Annotated in this window: 16 protein-coding genes; 4 read left to right on the plus strand and 12 right to left on the minus strand. The window is 62.2% G+C overall.

Translation table 11 applies throughout. The features are described from left to right. Nucleotides 1-60: 60 nt before the first annotated feature. Nucleotides 61-1,194 (minus strand): branched-chain amino acid ABC transporter substrate-binding protein, encoded by a 1,134-nt coding sequence (locus tag AC3B6A_RS24250; RefSeq protein WP_488399638.1) that lies wholly within the window; start codon nucleotides 1,192-1,194, stop codon nucleotides 61-63. 27 nt (nucleotides 1,195-1,221) lie between these two features. On the opposite strand from AC3B6A_RS24250, the gene AC3B6A_RS24255 reads away from it, so the two are divergent. After that, nucleotides 1,222-1,515, plus strand: coding sequence for a hypothetical protein (locus AC3B6A_RS24255; protein WP_488399639.1), 294 nt, complete (start codon nucleotides 1,222-1,224; stop codon nucleotides 1,513-1,515). Between the two features lie 81 nt (nucleotides 1,516-1,596). On the opposite strand, the gene amaA is transcribed toward AC3B6A_RS24255, so the two are convergent. Both amaA and amaB read right to left on the minus strand, forming a co-directional pair. Next, nucleotides 1,597-2,880 carry an L-pipecolate oxidase gene (gene amaA / locus AC3B6A_RS24260; RefSeq protein ID WP_488399640.1) on the minus strand — a complete coding sequence of 428 codons (1,284 nt, stop codon included), beginning with the start codon at nucleotides 2,878-2,880 and terminating at the stop codon, nucleotides 1,597-1,599. A 136-nt stretch (nucleotides 2,881-3,016) separates the two neighbouring features. After that, a complete protein-coding gene (gene amaB, locus AC3B6A_RS24265; protein ID WP_488399641.1) occupies nucleotides 3,017-4,507 on the minus strand; it encodes an L-piperidine-6-carboxylate dehydrogenase in 1,491 nt (496 codons plus the stop codon). Nucleotides 4,508-4,624: 117 nt separating this feature from the next. Between amaB and AC3B6A_RS24270 the strand changes: the two genes are divergently transcribed. Both AC3B6A_RS24270 and nadE read left to right on the plus strand, forming a co-directional pair. After that, a complete protein-coding gene (locus AC3B6A_RS24270) occupies nucleotides 4,625-5,521 on the plus strand; it encodes a LysR family transcriptional regulator (RefSeq protein ID WP_488399642.1) in 897 nt (298 codons plus the stop codon). Between the two features lie 98 nt (nucleotides 5,522-5,619). Further along, the gene (gene nadE / locus AC3B6A_RS24275; RefSeq protein WP_488399643.1) at nucleotides 5,620-6,447 is read left to right on the plus strand and encodes an NAD(+) synthase; all 828 of its coding nucleotides are present in this window, start codon (nucleotides 5,620-5,622) and stop codon (nucleotides 6,445-6,447) included. Nucleotides 6,448-6,486: 39 nt separating this feature from the next. Here the strand turns inward: nadE and trhA are convergent, their stop codons facing one another. Both trhA and azu read right to left on the minus strand, forming a co-directional pair. Then, nucleotides 6,487-7,113, minus strand: coding sequence for a PAQR family membrane homeostasis protein TrhA (gene trhA, locus AC3B6A_RS24280; protein ID WP_488399644.1), 627 nt, complete (start codon nucleotides 7,111-7,113; stop codon nucleotides 6,487-6,489). A gap of 106 nt (nucleotides 7,114-7,219) precedes the next feature. Then, nucleotides 7,220-7,666 (minus strand): azurin, encoded by a 447-nt coding sequence (azu, locus tag AC3B6A_RS24285; RefSeq protein WP_488399645.1) that lies wholly within the window; start codon nucleotides 7,664-7,666, stop codon nucleotides 7,220-7,222. A 369-nt stretch (nucleotides 7,667-8,035) separates the two neighbouring features. On the opposite strand from azu, the gene AC3B6A_RS24290 reads away from it, so the two are divergent. After that, nucleotides 8,036-8,623, plus strand: a complete 588-nt coding sequence (locus AC3B6A_RS24290) for a cytokinin riboside 5'-monophosphate phosphoribohydrolase (protein ID WP_488399646.1) — start codon at nucleotides 8,036-8,038, stop codon at nucleotides 8,621-8,623. 97 nt (nucleotides 8,624-8,720) lie between these two features. Here AC3B6A_RS24290 and AC3B6A_RS24295 read toward each other — a convergent pair whose 3' ends face one another. The 7 genes from AC3B6A_RS24295 to AC3B6A_RS24325 form a co-directional block, all read right to left on the minus strand. Beyond that, entirely contained in the window at nucleotides 8,721-9,164 is a 444-nt protein-coding gene (locus AC3B6A_RS24295) for a type IV pilin protein (RefSeq protein ID WP_488399647.1), read from the minus strand. 5 nt (nucleotides 9,165-9,169) lie between these two features. Beyond that, on the minus strand, nucleotides 9,170-12,430 hold the full coding sequence (locus AC3B6A_RS24300) for a pilus assembly protein (RefSeq protein WP_488399648.1): 3,261 nt from the start codon (nucleotides 12,428-12,430) through the stop codon (nucleotides 9,170-9,172). A gap of 18 nt (nucleotides 12,431-12,448) precedes the next feature. Continuing rightward, nucleotides 12,449-12,919, minus strand: a complete 471-nt coding sequence (locus AC3B6A_RS24305) for a pilus assembly PilX family protein (RefSeq protein ID WP_488399649.1) — start codon at nucleotides 12,917-12,919, stop codon at nucleotides 12,449-12,451. Next, on the minus strand, nucleotides 12,916-13,704 hold the full coding sequence (locus AC3B6A_RS24310; RefSeq protein WP_488399650.1) for a PilW family protein: 789 nt from the start codon (nucleotides 13,702-13,704) through the stop codon (nucleotides 12,916-12,918). The genes AC3B6A_RS24305 and AC3B6A_RS24310 overlap by 4 nt, the downstream gene beginning before the upstream one ends. Nucleotide 13,705: 1 nt before the next feature. Further along, a complete protein-coding gene (gene pilV / locus AC3B6A_RS24315) occupies nucleotides 13,706-14,185 on the minus strand; it encodes a type IV pilus modification protein PilV (RefSeq protein WP_488399651.1) in 480 nt (159 codons plus the stop codon). Then, nucleotides 14,182-14,688 (minus strand): GspH/FimT family pseudopilin, encoded by a 507-nt coding sequence (locus tag AC3B6A_RS24320; protein WP_488399652.1) that lies wholly within the window; start codon nucleotides 14,686-14,688, stop codon nucleotides 14,182-14,184. Before AC3B6A_RS24320 ends, pilV begins: the two co-directional genes overlap by 4 nt. A gap of 287 nt (nucleotides 14,689-14,975) precedes the next feature. Beyond that, complete coding sequence (locus AC3B6A_RS24325; protein WP_488399653.1) at nucleotides 14,976-15,827, minus strand: mechanosensitive ion channel family protein; 852 nt, start codon at nucleotides 15,825-15,827, stop codon at nucleotides 14,976-14,978. Nucleotides 15,828-15,887 lie beyond the last annotated feature (60 nt).

Genomic DNA, 15,887 nt, shown 5'->3' on the forward strand with positions numbered 1-15,887 from the left:
CGGCCGGACCGCGCAGGGTCTGGCCGGGGACGTTGCGGAGCCCGGGCAGCGTCCGGACGCTTACTGCTGTTTCTCCAGCTGGTGGTACTTGCCCTGGTCGTCCCACTGATAGACGACATAGTCGGAGACCTTCAGGTCGCCCTTCTCGTCCCACTGCTTCTTGCCCATCACGGTTTGCACCGGGTTGCTGTGCAGCCACTTGCCGGCCGCCTGCGGATCGTTCTTGCCGGCGCCCTTGAAGGCGGCGGCCAGCGCCTCGACCGAGGCATAAGCGTAGAGGGTGTAGCCTTCCGGCTCGAAGCCGCTGGCGCGGAACTTGTCGACCACCGCCTTGCCGTCCGGGATCAGGCGCGGGTCGGCGCCGAAGGTCATCAGCACGCCCTTGGTGTACTGCGGGCCGCCGGCGGTGGTGACCAGTTCGTCGGTGACGATGCCGTCGTCGGAGAAGAACACGGTGTTCAGGCCCTGCTCGCGCATCTGCCGCACCAGCGGGCCGGCCTCCGGGTGCAGGCCGCCGAAGAACACCACGTCCGCGCCGGAGGCACGGACCTTGGTGACCAGCGCGTTGAAGTCCTTCTCGCCACGGGTCAGGCCCTCGTAGAGGACTTCCTTGACGCCCAGCTTGTTCAACTGCGCCTTGGTGGCATCGGCCAGGCCCTGGCCGTAGGTGTCCTTGTCGTGGATCACCGCGACCTTCTTGGCGCCCAGGACGTTGACGATGTAGTTGCCGGCGACGACGCCCTGCTGGTCGTCGCGGCCGCACATGCGGAACATGCCGGAGAGGCCGCGCTCGGTCACCTTCGGGTTGGTCGAGCCGGGGGTGATGGTGAGGATGCCGGCCTCGTCGTACACCTCGGACGCGGGGATGGTGTTGGACGAGCAGAAGTGGCCGACCACCGCGATGGCCTTGTCCTGATCGACCAGGCGGTTGGCGACCGCCACCGCCTGCTTGGGTTCGCAGGCGTCATCGGCCTTCACCAGCTTGATCTTCTCCCCATTGACGCCACCGGCGGCGTTGATCGTGTCGGCGGCCATATTGGCCCCACGCCAGTACTGTTCGCCGAACGAAGCGTTCGCCCCGGTGTGCGGTCCTGCGACTCCGATGATGAGATCGGCCTGTACAACGGAAGACATGCCCAGCGCGGTAGTGACCGCCAGAGCCAGAAAACCTTTTCTGAAAATCTTCTGCGACATGGAGTTTTGCTCCTGAGGGTTTTTGTAATGGCGCGCGAACTTGGTGTTGGCAATTTTCTCTATCGAGCGATTTATCGACAGCAAGCGGCGTGCCATTCGTTTTTGTTATTAACCAAGACCTACAGCAAAAACAGCCAGAGCTGGCAGGCGTCAGCACCAGGCATGGACAACCCGCCGAAAGCAGAAGGTGCAACCAGGCAATCAAAAAGGCGCAACCCTCCTTCCCGTGGGCTGATACGTCCAGCCACCACAGGCGCAACCCCTTCCGTAACCATCGCTGTCACCGAACTGCACATCCGCGGTGCAGACCCGTCGGGGTAACGCACCATAAGAGGCTAGACCAAAGTGCAGCGAGCGTTGGGGCAGACGCGGCGGGAGGCCCCCGGCCGCGAATCGCCGGGCTCAGATCACCACCCGCAGGCACTGCCCGGCGTGGTAGAGGGAGAAGCCCGCTTCGTACAGATGGCTACGCAGGCCGGCGGCCGAAATTTCCTCCATCGGCCGCAGCGGCATCGGCAGGACGCTGGCGTCGCCGCCCAGCAGGAAGTCGGCGAAGGCCTTGCCCACCACCGTGCCGGTGGTGACGCCACGGCCGTTGTAGCCGCTCATGGCGACCAGCCCCGGCGCCGGCTCGAACAGGCGCATGAGATGGTCGGGAGTGAAGTCGATGCAGCCGGTCCAGGTGAATTCCCAGTCCACTTTCCCCAGCTTCGGGAAATAGTGCTGCTGGATGCGATCGGCCCAGCTTTTCAGGAACCACGCGGGCTTGCCGGTGCCCTTGCCGAGGCTGCCGAGCAGCAGGCGGCCGTCGGCGTCGCGGCGGATGCTGCTGAGCACCTGGCGGGTGTCCCAGGAGCCCTGCCCGCCCGGCAGGATGCGCGCGGCTTCGGCGCCCTCCAGCGGACGCGAGGCGACCTGGTAGTAATAGCCGGGGAAGAAGGTGCGGCGCAGCTGCGTCCATTCGCCCTCGGTGTAGGCGCTGGAGGCGATCACCACCTGCTCGGCGGTGACCACGCCGCCCTGGGTGATCACGTTCCAGGCATCGCCGACGCGCACCAGCCCGACCACCGGCGAATGGTGGTACAGCTCGCCGCCGAGGCCGACCACCGCGCGCGCCAGGCCGCTGACATAGGCCATCGGGTTGAGGGTGCCGGCGCGGCGATCGAGCAGCGCCCCGGCGATCCTGCCGGTGCCGCAGGCTTCCTCGCATGCGGCGCCGCTGAGCAGCTCGACGGGCGCCCCGCGCCGGCTCCACTGCTCGCAGCGGCTGCGCAGGTCCGCCAGGCCACGGGCGTTGTGCGCCATGTGCAGGGTGCCTTCGCGGCGCGCCTGGCAGGCGATGGCGTACTTGTCGATCAGGGAGAACACCAGCGATGGCGCGTTGCCGAGCATGCGGTTGACCCGCTCGCCGACCTCCGCGCCGAGGCCGGCCTCGATCTCGTCCGGCGGAATCCACAGGCCGGCGTTGACCAGCCCGACGTTGCGCCCCGAGCCGCCATGCCCGGTGGCATGGGCGTCGAGCACGCAGACCGTCTGGTCCTTCTCCAGCAGATGCAACGCGGCGGACAGGCCGGTGATGCCGGCGCCGACGACACACACGTCGACCTTGCGATCCCCGTTCAGCACCGGAGCTTCCGGGCGTTCGGGAGTCAGGTATTCCCACAGGCACTCTTGGCGAAGCGGCATCCAGCGATCCTTATCAGTGAACCTTGTGAATGGCAGTCCGTAGGATGGGTGGAGCGCAGCGATACCCATGCCGCATTCGATGGGTATCGCAAGCTCCACCCATCCTACGGGGTGACCTTCGACCCGAGGCCTGCGTTCAGTCGAACACTATGCCCTGGGCCAACGGCAGTTCCCGCGAGTAGTTCACGGTGTTGGTCTGCCGGCGCATGTAGCCCTTCCAGGCGTCGGAGCCGGACTCGCGGCCGCCGCCGGTTTCCTTCTCGCCGCCGAAGGCGCCGCCGATTTCCGCGCCGCTGGGGCCGATGTTGACGTTGGCGATGCCGCAGTCGCTGCCCACCGCCGAGAGGAAGGCCTCGGCCTCGCGCAGGTCGGTGGTGAAGATGCACGACGACAGCCCCTGGGGCACCGCGTTGTTCAGCGCCACCGCCTCGTCGAAGTGCTCGTAGGGCACCACGTAGAGGATCGGCGCGAAGGTCTCGTTGCGCACCACCTCGCTCTGCTCCGGCATCTCGGCGATGGCCGGCGACACGTAGAAGGCATTCGGGTAGCGCTCGGCCAACTGGCGCTCGCCGCCGAACACCACGCCGCCCTCGCCGCGCGCCTGCTCCAGCGCGCCCTGCATGGCCAGGAAGCTGCGTTCGTCGATCAGCGGACCGACCAGGTTGCCCTCCAGCGGATGGCCGATGCGCACCTTGGAGTACGCAGCCTTCAGGCGGCTGACGATCTCGTCCTTCACCGACGTGTGGGCGATCAGCCGGCGCAGCGTGGTGCAGCGCTGCCCGGCGGTGCCGACGGCGCTGAACAGGATGGCGCGCACGGCCATGTCCAGATCGGCGCTCGGCGCCAGGATCATCGCGTTGTTGCCGCCCAGTTCGAGGATGCTGCGGCCGAAGCGCGCCGCCACCCGCGGGCCGACTTCGCGGCCCATGCGGGTGCTGCCGGTGGCGCTGACCAGGGCGACGCGCGCGTCGTCCACCAGCGCCTCGCCGGCGCTGCGGTCGCCGATCAGCACCTGGCTCAGGTGCTCCGGGGCATCGCCGAACTTCTTCAGCGCGCGCTCGAACAGCGCCTGGCAGGCCAGCGCGGTGAGCGGGGTCTTCTCCGACGGTTTCCACACCACCGAGTTGCCGCAGACCAGCGCCAGCGCGGTGTTCCACGACCACACCGCGACCGGGAAGTTGAAGGCGCTGATCACCCCGACCACGCCCAGCGGATGCCAGCTTTCGCGCATGTGGTGGCCGGGGCGCTCGGAAGCGATGGTCAGGCCGTAGAGCTGGCGCGACAGGCCGACGGCGAAGTCGCAGATGTCGATCATCTCCTGCACCTCGCCCAGGCCTTCCTGGGTGATCTTGCCGGCCTCCCAGGAGACCAGTTCGCCGAGGGCCGCCTTGCTCGCCCGCAGCTCTTCGCCGAACAGCCGCACCAGCTCGCCGCGACGCGGCGCCGGCACCTTGCGCCAGGCCTCGAAGGCGTGGGCGGCGCGGCCGATCTTCTGTTCCACCTCGGCGGCGCTTTCCAGGCGCACCGCGCCCAGGCGGCTGCCGTCGATGGGAGAGTGGATGAGCTGATCGCCGCCGGTGTACTGGCGGGCGTCGACGCCGAGGGATTCGAGCAGTGCGGAAATCATGCGGACTCCTGTGGGTTCAGAACCATCTGGAATGCCAGCAGTAATAAACGGCTTGCGGAGGCGCAACAAACGACGTTTCCTACATACATCATTCCGTAAATTCATGAATCGCCCACCATGCTGAGCAAACGCCACCTGCCCTCCATGACCGCCCTGCAATGCTTCGAGGCGGTCGCCCGGCACCTGAGCTTCACCCGCGCCTCGGAGGAGCTGAACCTGACCCAGAGCGCGGTGAGCAAACAGGTGGCGCAGCTGGAGGAAATGCTCCAGCACCTGCTGTTCCGCCGCGTGCGCCGGCGCCTGCAGCTGACCCCGGCGGGCGAGCTGTACCTGCAGGAGGTGCGCAAGATCCTCACCCAGGTGGAAATGTCCACCCACTACCTGCTGTCCTACGGCGGCGAGACCGAGGTGCTGCGGGTGGCGACGCCGCCAACCTTCGGCGCGCGCTGGCTGATCCCGCGCCTGAACGGCTGGCGCCATCTGCACCCGAACGTCCACCTCGACCTGCGCCAGGAGCTGGAGCCGGGCGACCTGCTGCAATCGCGCTGCGACATCGCGTTCTACTTCGGTGCCGGCGCCCTGCCCGGCGCGGAGTGCGTGCACCTGTTCGGCGAGGAAATGGTGCCGGTGTGCTCGCCTGCGGTCCTGCCGGAGCAGCCGTTCACCGACCCAACCCAATTGGCCGAACTGGTCCTGCTGCAGAACGCCACCCGCCCGGAGGCCTGGCACGAGTGGTTCCACAGCCTCGGCCGGCGCAGCGAGCACAGCTACCACGGGCCGCGCTTCGACACCTTCTACATGTGCATCCGCGCAGCGCAAGCCGGCTGCGGCGTGGCGCTGCTGCCGCGCTTCCTGGTGGAGGAGGAACTGGCCGAAGGCAAGCTGGTGATCGCCTGGGACCACGGCCTGGCCAGCCGCAACGGGTATTACCTGGCCTATCCCGAACACGCGGCGGCGGTGCCCAAGGTGCGGGCCTTCGTGGAATGGATCCAGAGCCGCCTGGAAGAGGCCTGATTGGCGCAATTGACCATCGACCCGGCGCAGCGGTCGCTGGTATTTTTCCTGCATTGCGACAGGCATCGGCCTGTCACCGTCCGGATCGAGGTACATCCATGAAAGCCACCCAGCAAGCCATCGCGACCGAGCTGAATGTCCAGCCGCCGTTCAACGGCCCGGACGACGTCCAGGCCGAAATCCAGCGCCGCGTGCGCTTCATCCAGGACTGCCTGAAGGGCTCGGGGATGAAGACCCTGGTGCTGGGCATCAGCGGCGGCGTCGACTCGCTCACCGCCGGCATGCTCTGCCAGCGCGCCGTGGAAGGCCTGCGCGCCGAGACCGGCAACCCGGACTACCGCTTCCTCGCCGTGCGCCTGCCGTACAACGTGCAGGGCGACGAGCAGGACGCCCAGGACTCGGTGGAATGCATCCTCCCGGACGAGCGCCACACCGTGAACATCGGCCCCTCGGTACAGGCGCTGGCCGCGCAGACCCAGGCGCTCGAAGGCCTGGCCGCGGCCACCCGCGACTTCGCCCTGGGCAACACCAAGGCGCGCATCCGCATGGTCGCCCAGTACACCATCGCCAACGCCCGCCAGGGCCTGGTGGTCGGCACCGACCACGCCGCCGAGGCGGTGATGGGCTTCTTCACCAAGTTCGGCGACGGCGCCTGCGACCTCGCCCCGCTCACCGGCCTGGTGAAGAACCAGGTGCGCACCATCGCCCGCACCCTCGGCGCGCCGGAAAACCTGGTGGAAAAAGTCCCCACCGCCGACCTCGAAGACCTCGCCCCCGGCAAGCCGGACGAGCACTCCCACGGCGTGACCTACAAGGAAATTGACGCCTTCCTGCATGGCCAGGAGGTCAGCCGGGAAGCCTTCGACATCATCGTCCGCACCTTCGAGAAGACCCGCCACAAGCGCGCGCTGCCGACCACGCCGTGACCGGCCGACGGCGCGGGAACCCTCATCCCGCGCCGGCCGCTAGCGCGCCGGAATGACGTAGCGCCAGATGGCGATGAAGTGCAGCAGGCTGCCGGCGATCACGAACAGGTGCCAGATGCCGTGCCAGTGGCGGAAGCGGCTGTCGTAGGCGAAGAAGACGATGCCGATGGTGTAGAAGGCGCCGCCGCCGACCAGCCAGGCGAAGCCGGCGCCGCCCAGCGCGCGGTACAGCGGACCGACGGCGATCAGCACGATCCAGCCCATCACCGCGTAGATGACGATCGACAGCACCCGCGCCTCGGAGCGCGGCTTGATCTCCTGCAACATGCCGATCACCGCCATGCTCCAGACGATGCCGAACAGCGTCCAGCCCCAGGCGCCCTTGAGCGTCACCAGGCAGAACGGCGTGTAGCTGCCGGCGATCAGCAGGTAGATGGACAGGTGATCGAGCTTGCGCAGGATCAGCTTCGCCCGCCCGCGCACGCTGTGGTACAGCGTGGAGATGCTGTAGAGCATGGTCAGCGTGGTGCCGTAGACCGCCACGCTGACGATGCGCAGCGGCTCGCCGAGCAGACTGGTGGCGACCACCAGCCAGATGCCGCCCGCCAGCGCCAGCACGGCACCGACCAGATGGGTCCAGGCGTTGAAGCGTTCACCGTGATACATGGAGTCCCCCCCTGCTGCGAATTCGACCCGGGACACCTTATCTTCGTTGCATGAAATGAAAAGCCCGACCTTGTGTCGGGCTTTTCGCATCAGCACGAAGCCGGGATCACTGGACGGCCAGGGTGCCCTTCATCATGGCCGAGTGGCCCGGGAAGGAGCAGAAGAAGGCGTACTGCTCGCCCGCCTTGAGCTTGGACACGTCGAAGCTCACCGAATCCTTCTCGCCGGAGCCGATGATCTTGGTATGGGCGATCACGCGGGCATCGCCGTCCTTCACGTAGTTCTTGTCCAGGCCGGCGGCCATGCCGTCGGTGATCACGCCCTGCATGTCGGCGGCGGTGGTCAGCACCCAGTTATGGCCCATGACGTTCTTCGGCAGGCTACCGGGGTGGGACAGGTTGACGGTGAAGGTCTTGCAGCTCTTGTCGACGGTGATGGCCGTGGTGCTGAACTGCATCTGGTCGTTGCCCTCGATGTTCACGGAGCATTCGGCGGCCAGCAGCGGGGCGCTGAACAGACCAAGCAGGGATACAGCAGCGAGTTTACGGAACATACGAGCCTCCTGGGCAGGTTGAGTGGGGAACCTGAGGGGGAAATGGCCCGACGAGCGGTCGATCTCCCCGGAACCAGGCCAACGACACACAGGCGGTTGACCCTGGCGCAAGCCTCTGAATGTCTATCAGGACCATGCAGATCATCAACGAGGCAGATCAGCGCACCCCGCCTAGCATAGACGCCACACCCCCACACCACAGGAGCCTGCCCCGTGAAACTTCCCCCGCTGCTGCAAAGCCTGCTCGCCAGTTACGCCCTCGCCGCCTCCGGCGGCGCTGGTCAGCACGACTGAAATCCATCGCGCAAGTCTTGGTCGCTCCCGCGCCAGCCGCTACCCTGACGGTCTTCACCGGTGTGGGAGCTGTTCATGTCCTTGCGTTCCATCTGCGTATTCTGCGGCGCCAGCCCCGGCGCCACTCCGATCTACCAGCAAGCCGCCGAAGCCCTCGGCCGCCACCTGGCCGAACGCGGCATCCGCCTGGTCTACGGCGGCGGCGCGGTCGGCCTGATGGGGATGGTGGCCGACGCCGCGCTGGCGGCGGGCGGAGAAGTCATCGGCATCATTCCGCAGAGCCTGAAAGAGGCGGAAATCGGCCACAAGGGCCTGACGCGCCTGGAGGTAGTGGACGGCATGCACGCCCGCAAGGCGCGCATGGCCGAACTGAGCGATGCCTTCATCGCGCTGCCGGGCGGCCTGGGCACGCTGGAAGAGCTGTTCGAGGTCTGGACCTGGGGCCAGCTCGGCTACCACGGCAAGCCGCTGGGCCTGCTGCAGGTCAACGGCTTCTACGATCCGCTGCTGACCTTCCTCGACCATCTGGTGCAGGAACGCTTCGTCCGCCCGCAGCATCGAGAGATGCTCCAGTGCGCCAGTACCCCCGCGCAACTGGTCGACGCCCTGCAGGCCTGGACGCCCTCGGCGGCGCCCAAGTGGGTGGATTTCCGCCCTCAGTAACCGGGGGTGTCTGGATCAGCTATAAACGGGCGGCATCAGCCGCCCGAAACTTTCCAGTTGGAACAGGTAGAAGCACCCCCCCTGAGTGCGCTCGCACTCACTGCCGCCAACAGGCATCGTTTGCCAGTATTCCAGAGCTACTGCGCACACCTGACTGATCGATGCTCAGCGTTCCGCAGTCGTCCCCTTCCATCACCCCGACGGGAACCGCCTGCAACGTGAAGGTAGTGTCGGTTGCGGGCGGATCATCCGCCGCTTGAAGTGTGTAATAGGCCGTCCCGTTGTCCGGGACCTGCGCCTGGAACACGGCTGACAAGTCCGAACCGTTCAAATAGCTGCCTGTCCGCGTGTAATAAGCCTCCAGGCGGGCCGCGCCATCCATCAAGGTCGCCGTCGCATCCGCACGACGGCTCTTGCGAACCGCGTCCACATAGCTCGGGTAGGCAATGGCCGCCAGGATGCCGATCACCACCAGCACTATCAAAACTTCGATCAGCGTAAAGGCGCGCTGAGAAGTTTTGCCACTCGAAAGATTGTCCATAATCACTACTCGACCTGCTCCCAAGACAAACGTCCCAGCGGCAAAGTGGCGGACTCCTCCGCTATGGTCTTTGTCGTGCCATTGCTGAGCGATATCTGCTTATATTCCAGATTATTTTTTCCGGCCTGGATTCCACCAATCTGCCCCATGTCGGAGCCGAACCCAATAGCACTTGGCGGAATCCCATCATCACCGACATCCGAGCTATCCAGCACCCCATCATTATTGATATCCAATGCGGGGCGGTCCTGCCTTCCGCCTGTCACCGCATTCAACTCCATTAAGAAGCTCGTTCCTCCCGCTGCACAATTATCGGTACTTGGCGTAACGCTCATAAGGACCAAGTTGGTCCCGCGCAGAATGGGCGCGCTGACAATACGCTCCCCCGAATCCGGCAAAGGCAGCATCCATCCTGAGCTCGATGCATTGACCGAATTATTGCTGACCGATCTTGATGACACACCGTTAACAGTGGGTTCTGACAACACACTCTGGGCAACCAACTGCGACGGCACGATAGTGGCAAATCCGTTGCTGGAGACACCTGCCCATTTGTCGCGAATCCCATACAGGGCTTGGCTGTTCAGGTCGGTACGATCTGAGACTCCCAGGAAGCGGCCAGTACCAAGTACGATCGATACCGCGCCATAAGGGTCCATCGCGGATACGGCGGGAGCAGAGGTGATGGGCTGAGAACTGCCGGCTGAAAAAAGCGGTTGCCCATCAAAGTCCACCGCCCAGCTCGCAGAGGACGCGGCACGAAGATCGAAGCGAAATAGCCGCCCGGCCAGGTCCCCGGCATAAACGTAGTCTGTAGTGCCGTCGCTGTCGTAATCCAGGATGGCCGGAGAGGCCAATCCATTGCTGGAGATGCCCGTTGCATTGGGCACTACCAATTCTTTAAGCAGAGCCCCTGTTTGCAAGTCCAGAACGAACAGCGCGGCGTTTCCACTGCTGGAGTTATATCCGTTTGAAACAAGGGCCACCCAGCCGGACTTCAGCCGGGTAATCACAGGCGCCCCCAGGGTCAAGCCCAGATCCTCGGGAACGGCGGCGCTGCCTGGATATTCCCAAAGAACATTGTTGCCAGAATAGGAACTGCTGCCAGGAAGCGCCAAGGCATAGACACCCGCTCCCCCTCGCCCCAAGGCGCCCACCAGAATGCTTTGCCAGCTCCCACGTAGCTTGGCATCGCTGATGGTAATGGGGCCATCCACATAGGACTGATGCTCATAACCAGGGTCGGTCAACTTGTGCAGGTTGGGGAAAAGCTGCGAAGGAACATAGGCGAACAACTCTCCGCCGGGAGCCCTGCTCTTTCCTCCGATGCTGCAATTCGATGAGTTCAATGCAGTCGTATCATTGGCGCAGAACTGATGCAGCATCCCATCGTTTCCGCCCACATAGAGGCTGGCGAATCTGCCCGCTTTTGCAGCAATCTGTCTCTTATATTGAAAGTAACTTTGTGGAGCATCTTCGGCACTCACAAAGTTCAGAGGTGTAGCTCCGCCAGTGCTCATGTCATAAAAAACCGGCGATGAGTTGGCAATATCCCCCAGAACACCATTCGGTCGGTTTCGATACGGACCGCCATTGCGTTGCTCTTTGGCGGTATCGCCTTGCAGCCAGGCCAATCGAGCCTGCCCTGCTGCAGCATCCTGGCCATTCGCCAACTGTATTTGTTGAGCCGGCGTCAGATTGGCCCAGGTAAAGGCTTTTTGAGTTCCACCATTGCCAATGGTGACAATATTTCGATCCGAATAGGCCGGCATCAGCGACTGTGCACTCCAACGCACAGCACCACTGCCGATATCCTCCGCGGTCAAACTCCCCGACCAATATTGGCTTTCAAAACCAGCCTGATAGCGAATATTCCCCAAGGAGGCATAAGGGCCGCTTACCGCCGCCGCGCTTGCCGTTCCGGCGGTATTGACGATGCTGGTGAATATCTTGTCCAGCGCCGTCGAAAGGCCGACGGAATCGGATGCGTAATAGCTGGTACTGGTACCGCCGGCCTCCGCAATAGTATCCAGTTGGTGCGGATTGACGCCAAATGGCAAGGCAAAGCCCATCACATACGTATTGGCGCCCGCCTGCTTGTCATCGTGCAGGTTCTTGACTTCGGCGGTCAGGTTCGCCAGCAGCGTTGTGGTATCCGGAGAGGCAAGACCGTCTACCGTTACGGAGGGCAGTCCGTCCGTCAGCAACATGGCGTAGTTGCGCGTACAGGAGGAGGTGTTCGCTGGGCGTGCCAATGGCCCGCCTTGGTCGGCACTTGTCAGGCTGCCTTGAAAGTAGTTGTGAATGGTGCGCACGGCGCCCTGTAACGGGGAAAGTCCCGCATTCTGCAAGGGGTAACTCGGGTTGACGGGCTGGTTGCTGGAAAACTGAGAGGTTGCCAGTTTCGTATTGAATTTTGCTTGTTGTTCCGTATTCAACGGCGCAATGGGAATATGCACGTAACCAAGTCCGGGAGATGTATTCACCTGCCAGGCCCTTGAAGTCGTCCAAGAGGCCAACAAGTGTCCGAAATGGGTAATACCCTGGCCCAAATCCTGATCTGTAGGACCAAGGGCATAGATTCCACATGTACCGCTATAGCCAAAGCCAAGCGCGCTCGCCCCGCAACTGGCGGTGTCGGCTGGGATTGTATTGTTAGGTCCGATCTTGCTCGACCAGCAAATGTAGTTGCTGGGATTGGCATTGGTGACCGGGTTGTAATTTGGATTTATCAAGCCAGCGAGGGGAGAATAACAAAATATGTTCCCCGGATCGGTAGGCGAGTAGAAAGGGAGATTTATGTTGTAATAGATATAACTCCCGGGCGACACAGGGTTGGCCGCCCTGTATTTCTTCGTTTGCCCATCACGGGGGCCAGTGTAGTTCGGATCGTAGTCCGCCGGGTTGTAGCTCACATCGTAAGGCGAGGCAGCCAGGAATTGCAGGGTCATTGGGTTTTGCTGATAAGCCGCCAAGCCGACATTGATACGGCCAGCATACCGATCAAGAAGATTCTTTACTGCTTTCCGGGCAATTTCCGACTTACTGGTTGGGTCAGCACTGCCAACCGCATTACCTGCCGCATCGGAGTCCATGGAGTTCGAGTTTCCCAGCATGATCATTACGTTGGGCGTGGCCTGGGTTGCCACGGTGAGCGGAACCTGGGAAATATCGGTTGGCACCCGCGCCGCCTGTGCCGACCAGGGAATAACCAACAATCCGCCAAGCGCCAGGATACAAAACAATTCAATTTTTATTTCAGACACAATCAACCCGCCCTATGCCTAAATGGAAACTCGATAGAAAGAACGCAGAATCACTCTCGTAGAACTATTCCGGCCATATCCTATTGCTTCCACCTCGCAAAGATTCCATGCTGCTCCGGCCCTGCGAACAGCGAAGAATGCTTGCCCACGACCAGCAACAATGGAATTCAGCACGCCACCCTGGGTGGCCACATCAACCCAACCGGACCCTGGCAATCTGCTTCCCGATGGCACGACTGGTAATGTTGCGGCGGGGACATTACTTGGGTTGGAACACCACATTTCTCCCGCCCTCAAGCTGACTTCCGCTTTTTGAAAGGCAATATTCCTCTCGATGGAATTGCCGGCCATTCGCTCCTGAAGCCAGGCATCCTGAAGGCTATGGATTGCCAGGATTGTAAGTAGGAGAAGGAATACCAGGCTTATGAGGAGAGCAGAGCCATTTTGCCGACCTTGCCCAGCGGCGCCATCGAACGAGTATTTATTCATGGCAGGCGATTCCGCAGTGTAAATACCTGGGTGAACTTCCGAGCCCCCAAGGTTTTTCCCTTGAACGTTACAGTCACTCTGATACTACTGAGCACGGACCAATCCGTTGGACTCCAACCGCCCACCCCTGACGAATCCACATAGTCGCCCCCCTTGTTGAACTCCAGGGAAAATCCACTTACGCCGTTAATCAATTGTTCTTCAGACAACGAGCCGCTGCTGACCGGGCTAACACCCCGGTATATCGACGAAGTTGCTCTATCGAATCTGTAACTGCTACGCCCCAGGGGATAGGCATAACCGCCATTGTAAAGTGCAGAAAAACTGCCCCCGAAAACCATCAGTGCTGGCGAAGCACAACTGCTATCGGTCAGTAAAATGGTAGATCCTACAGGCAAGCCCGGGACGATAACTTGGTTCGTACTCGCATCAATTCCAACACTGAGACGCCTCTGTGAATCAGCAAACAGCAGTGCCAGCTTATTTTCACCCCACTGAACAGACTTGGCCTGAACACTGTTCAGTGTCGCGTCACTTGTAAGATTTGCAATGACTGAACCACGCGAAGCACAACCCCAGTACCCAGCCTGGCGTAAATCCCTCCCCATTATCTCGAATACCAACCGGGCATCTTCCTGTATCACACTGAGTTCGTCCTGCGCGTTGTAGGAATCTTTCTGACCCAGGAAAACCCGTATGACAGCCAACCCGATCAGCAGGCTTAGAACAATGGCAATCATCAGTTCAACGAGGCCCAGGCCACGTTGATAGTTGAAAGGACGCATCCTATACCCCAGGACTTACGAGAGATGAGTAGACAAGCTCGGTTGACTGCTGAGAAACATCGGACTCCAGTTTCTTTCTATCCTGGATAGTGAGCGTCAGGACAACCTTGTAAATCACCATGGATGACGCGGAACTCCGAGAAACTTCGATATCCGCCTTGGCGCCCGGCAAGCTGCTGTTCAACAATGAAAACCAACTGGATAATTCAGTCTGGGCCAAGCTGGACCCACCCGTTGGCGCCGGATCATCCGCGGCATGGGAAAAAGAAGTTGCCTCGGCCACATCGGCCCGAATACGGTCGAACAGGTCGGCCGCCATGATATTTGCCAGAGTACGTTGCTCTGCAGCCTGACTAGCCTTCAGGGCATTCACGTGTGACGCGGCGACGCCCAGGAGACCTATGGATAGAACGATCACTGCAATCAGCACTTCAACAAGAGTGAAGCCATTCCCGGTCCGGGACTCAGATAAAGACTTCATGAATTGCAACTCGCGGAAGTGACTTCCAGGCGGCCACTCAGGCCAATAGTCATATCCTTATCGATATCCTTATCGCATTTACCTGTCTGGGCACGGTATTGCAGCCTGATTGATCCGACCGCCCCACCAAGCCGGTCAAACATGACACTTCCTGCAGGTCCCGCAGCATTCACTACGGTCAATGTCGAGCCTTTCTGTAAGGCAGGGAAAACTTTCAGGACGGCTCCCGCAGTACAGGCGCCATTGCGATCAGCATCGATACGGACCTGCCAGCCATCGCTCCAGCCTGTGGATACGATGCAGGCATTGGTTGTTCCTCGAATGGCTTCCGTACGAGCCAGTTGAACGCTGAGCAGCAGCTTGGAAACATCGACATTGGCGCGGTTACTGCGCAGCAATCTCGTAAAGCTGGGGGCTGCCATGCTGGCCAGGATGGCTAGCACGACAAGAACGGTCATCATCTCGATCAAGGTAAAGCCGAGGGTTCTCGCGGAGCTGTTCATGGATGGGCCTTGCACGGTCTGAGGATGGCAACCGAGGGGGTAATCCGACCCCACTGGGTAATGCGTCCTAGGGTGCGCGGTCACGACGGACACAGCAGCCGGGAGCATCCGCACTCGCTATAGGAAAAATCCCTCAACTTGTGTGCGGGAAATGACTCGACTTGAAGGAATTCACCTGCTAGACCGGCCATCCCCGAAAACCGACCGTTCATCCCGGTTACCGGGCCAGAAACGACAGAAGCCACCTTGCGGTGGCTTCTGTGTCAAGCAGGTAAAGGGGGATGCGATCAGCTGCCCGCCGACTGCTGCACGATCACCGTCTGTGCCGGCATCGGCGCCGGGAAGTCGGTGCCCAGGGCGTCCTTGATGGTGCGGTTGGTGTCGAAGTAGACCTGCCAGTAACTGTCGTTGTGGCAGTACGGGCGCACCGCCAGTACCGGCCCGACCAGGTTGAATTCGAGGATTTCCACGTCCACCGGCGGGTCGCTCAGCACGTTGGGGATCGCCGCGATGCGCTCCTTGAGCACGGCGGCGGCGGCCTGCCAGTCGGCGGCGCCGGAGAGCTGCGCCTTGAGCTCCACGCGGCGGAAGGCGTTGTGGCTGAAGTTCTGGATGGTGTCGCTGAAGATCTTGTTGTTGCCCACCAGGGTCAGCACGTTGTCCGGGGTGTTGATGGCGGTGGCGAACAGGCCGATCTCCTTGACGGTGCCGGTGACGCCGCCGGCGGTGATGAAGTCGCCGACCTTGAACGGCCGCAGGACGATGATGAAGCCGCCGGCGGCGAGGTTCGCCAGCAGGCCCGACCAGGCCATGCCGATGGCCAGGCCGATGGCTGCAATCAGCGCCGCGAGGCTGGTGGTCTGCACGCCGAAGTAGCCGAGGATGCCCACCACCAGGAGGATGTTCAGGGTGACGGTGATGAAGGAGCCGACGTAGCGCAGTACGGTCGGATCGACGCTCTGTCGAGCCAAGGCTTTCTCGACCAGCCCGACCGCGAAGCCGATCAGCCAGCGCCCCAGCACCCAGAAGAGAATCGCCACGAGAATCTTCACGCCGAACGCGAGCGCGTACTGCGAAATCATCGTCCACAGCGCGTTGATCTTCTGCGTACCCACATTGATGATGTTCGTATCGTCCATGGCAGCGCACCTGCGAGAGAAAGGGTCCTGATGAAAGCTAGCACGACCCCGGCGGTTTGC

The organism is Pseudomonas sp. B12(2026) (assembly GCF_057767015.1).

What these genes read in the sequence shown, in the direction of transcription:
- AC3B6A_RS24250 (WP_488399638.1), bottom strand. Translation starts at nt 1,194, where the DNA reads ATGTCGCAGAAGATTTTCAGAAAAGGTTTTCTGGCTCTGGCGGTCACT.
- AC3B6A_RS24255 (WP_488399639.1), top strand. Translation starts at nt 1,222, where the DNA reads ATGGCGCGCGAACTTGGTGTTGGCAATTTTCTCTATCGAGCGATTTAT.
- amaA (WP_488399640.1), bottom strand. Translation starts at nt 2,880, where the DNA reads ATGCCGCTTCGCCAAGAGTGCCTGTGGGAATACCTGACTCCCGAACGC.
- amaB (WP_488399641.1), bottom strand. Translation starts at nt 4,507, where the DNA reads ATGATTTCCGCACTGCTCGAATCCCTCGGCGTCGACGCCCGCCAGTAC.
- AC3B6A_RS24270 (WP_488399642.1), top strand. Translation starts at nt 4,625, where the DNA reads ATGCTGAGCAAACGCCACCTGCCCTCCATGACCGCCCTGCAATGCTTC.
- nadE (WP_488399643.1), top strand. Translation starts at nt 5,620, where the DNA reads ATGAAAGCCACCCAGCAAGCCATCGCGACCGAGCTGAATGTCCAGCCG.
- trhA (WP_488399644.1), bottom strand. Translation starts at nt 7,113, where the DNA reads ATGTATCACGGTGAACGCTTCAACGCCTGGACCCATCTGGTCGGTGCC.
- azu (WP_488399645.1), bottom strand. Translation starts at nt 7,666, where the DNA reads ATGTTCCGTAAACTCGCTGCTGTATCCCTGCTTGGTCTGTTCAGCGCC.
- AC3B6A_RS24290 (WP_488399646.1), top strand. Translation starts at nt 8,036, where the DNA reads ATGTCCTTGCGTTCCATCTGCGTATTCTGCGGCGCCAGCCCCGGCGCC.
- AC3B6A_RS24295 (WP_488399647.1), bottom strand. Translation starts at nt 9,164, where the DNA reads ATGGACAATCTTTCGAGTGGCAAAACTTCTCAGCGCGCCTTTACGCTG.
- AC3B6A_RS24305 (WP_488399649.1), bottom strand. Translation starts at nt 12,919, where the DNA reads ATGAATAAATACTCGTTCGATGGCGCCGCTGGGCAAGGTCGGCAAAAT.
- AC3B6A_RS24310 (WP_488399650.1), bottom strand. Translation starts at nt 13,704, where the DNA reads ATGCGTCCTTTCAACTATCAACGTGGCCTGGGCCTCGTTGAACTGATG.
- pilV (WP_488399651.1), bottom strand. Translation starts at nt 14,185, where the DNA reads ATGAAGTCTTTATCTGAGTCCCGGACCGGGAATGGCTTCACTCTTGTT.
- AC3B6A_RS24320 (WP_488399652.1), bottom strand. Translation starts at nt 14,688, where the DNA reads ATGAACAGCTCCGCGAGAACCCTCGGCTTTACCTTGATCGAGATGATG.
- AC3B6A_RS24325 (WP_488399653.1), bottom strand. Translation starts at nt 15,827, where the DNA reads ATGGACGATACGAACATCATCAATGTGGGTACGCAGAAGATCAACGCG.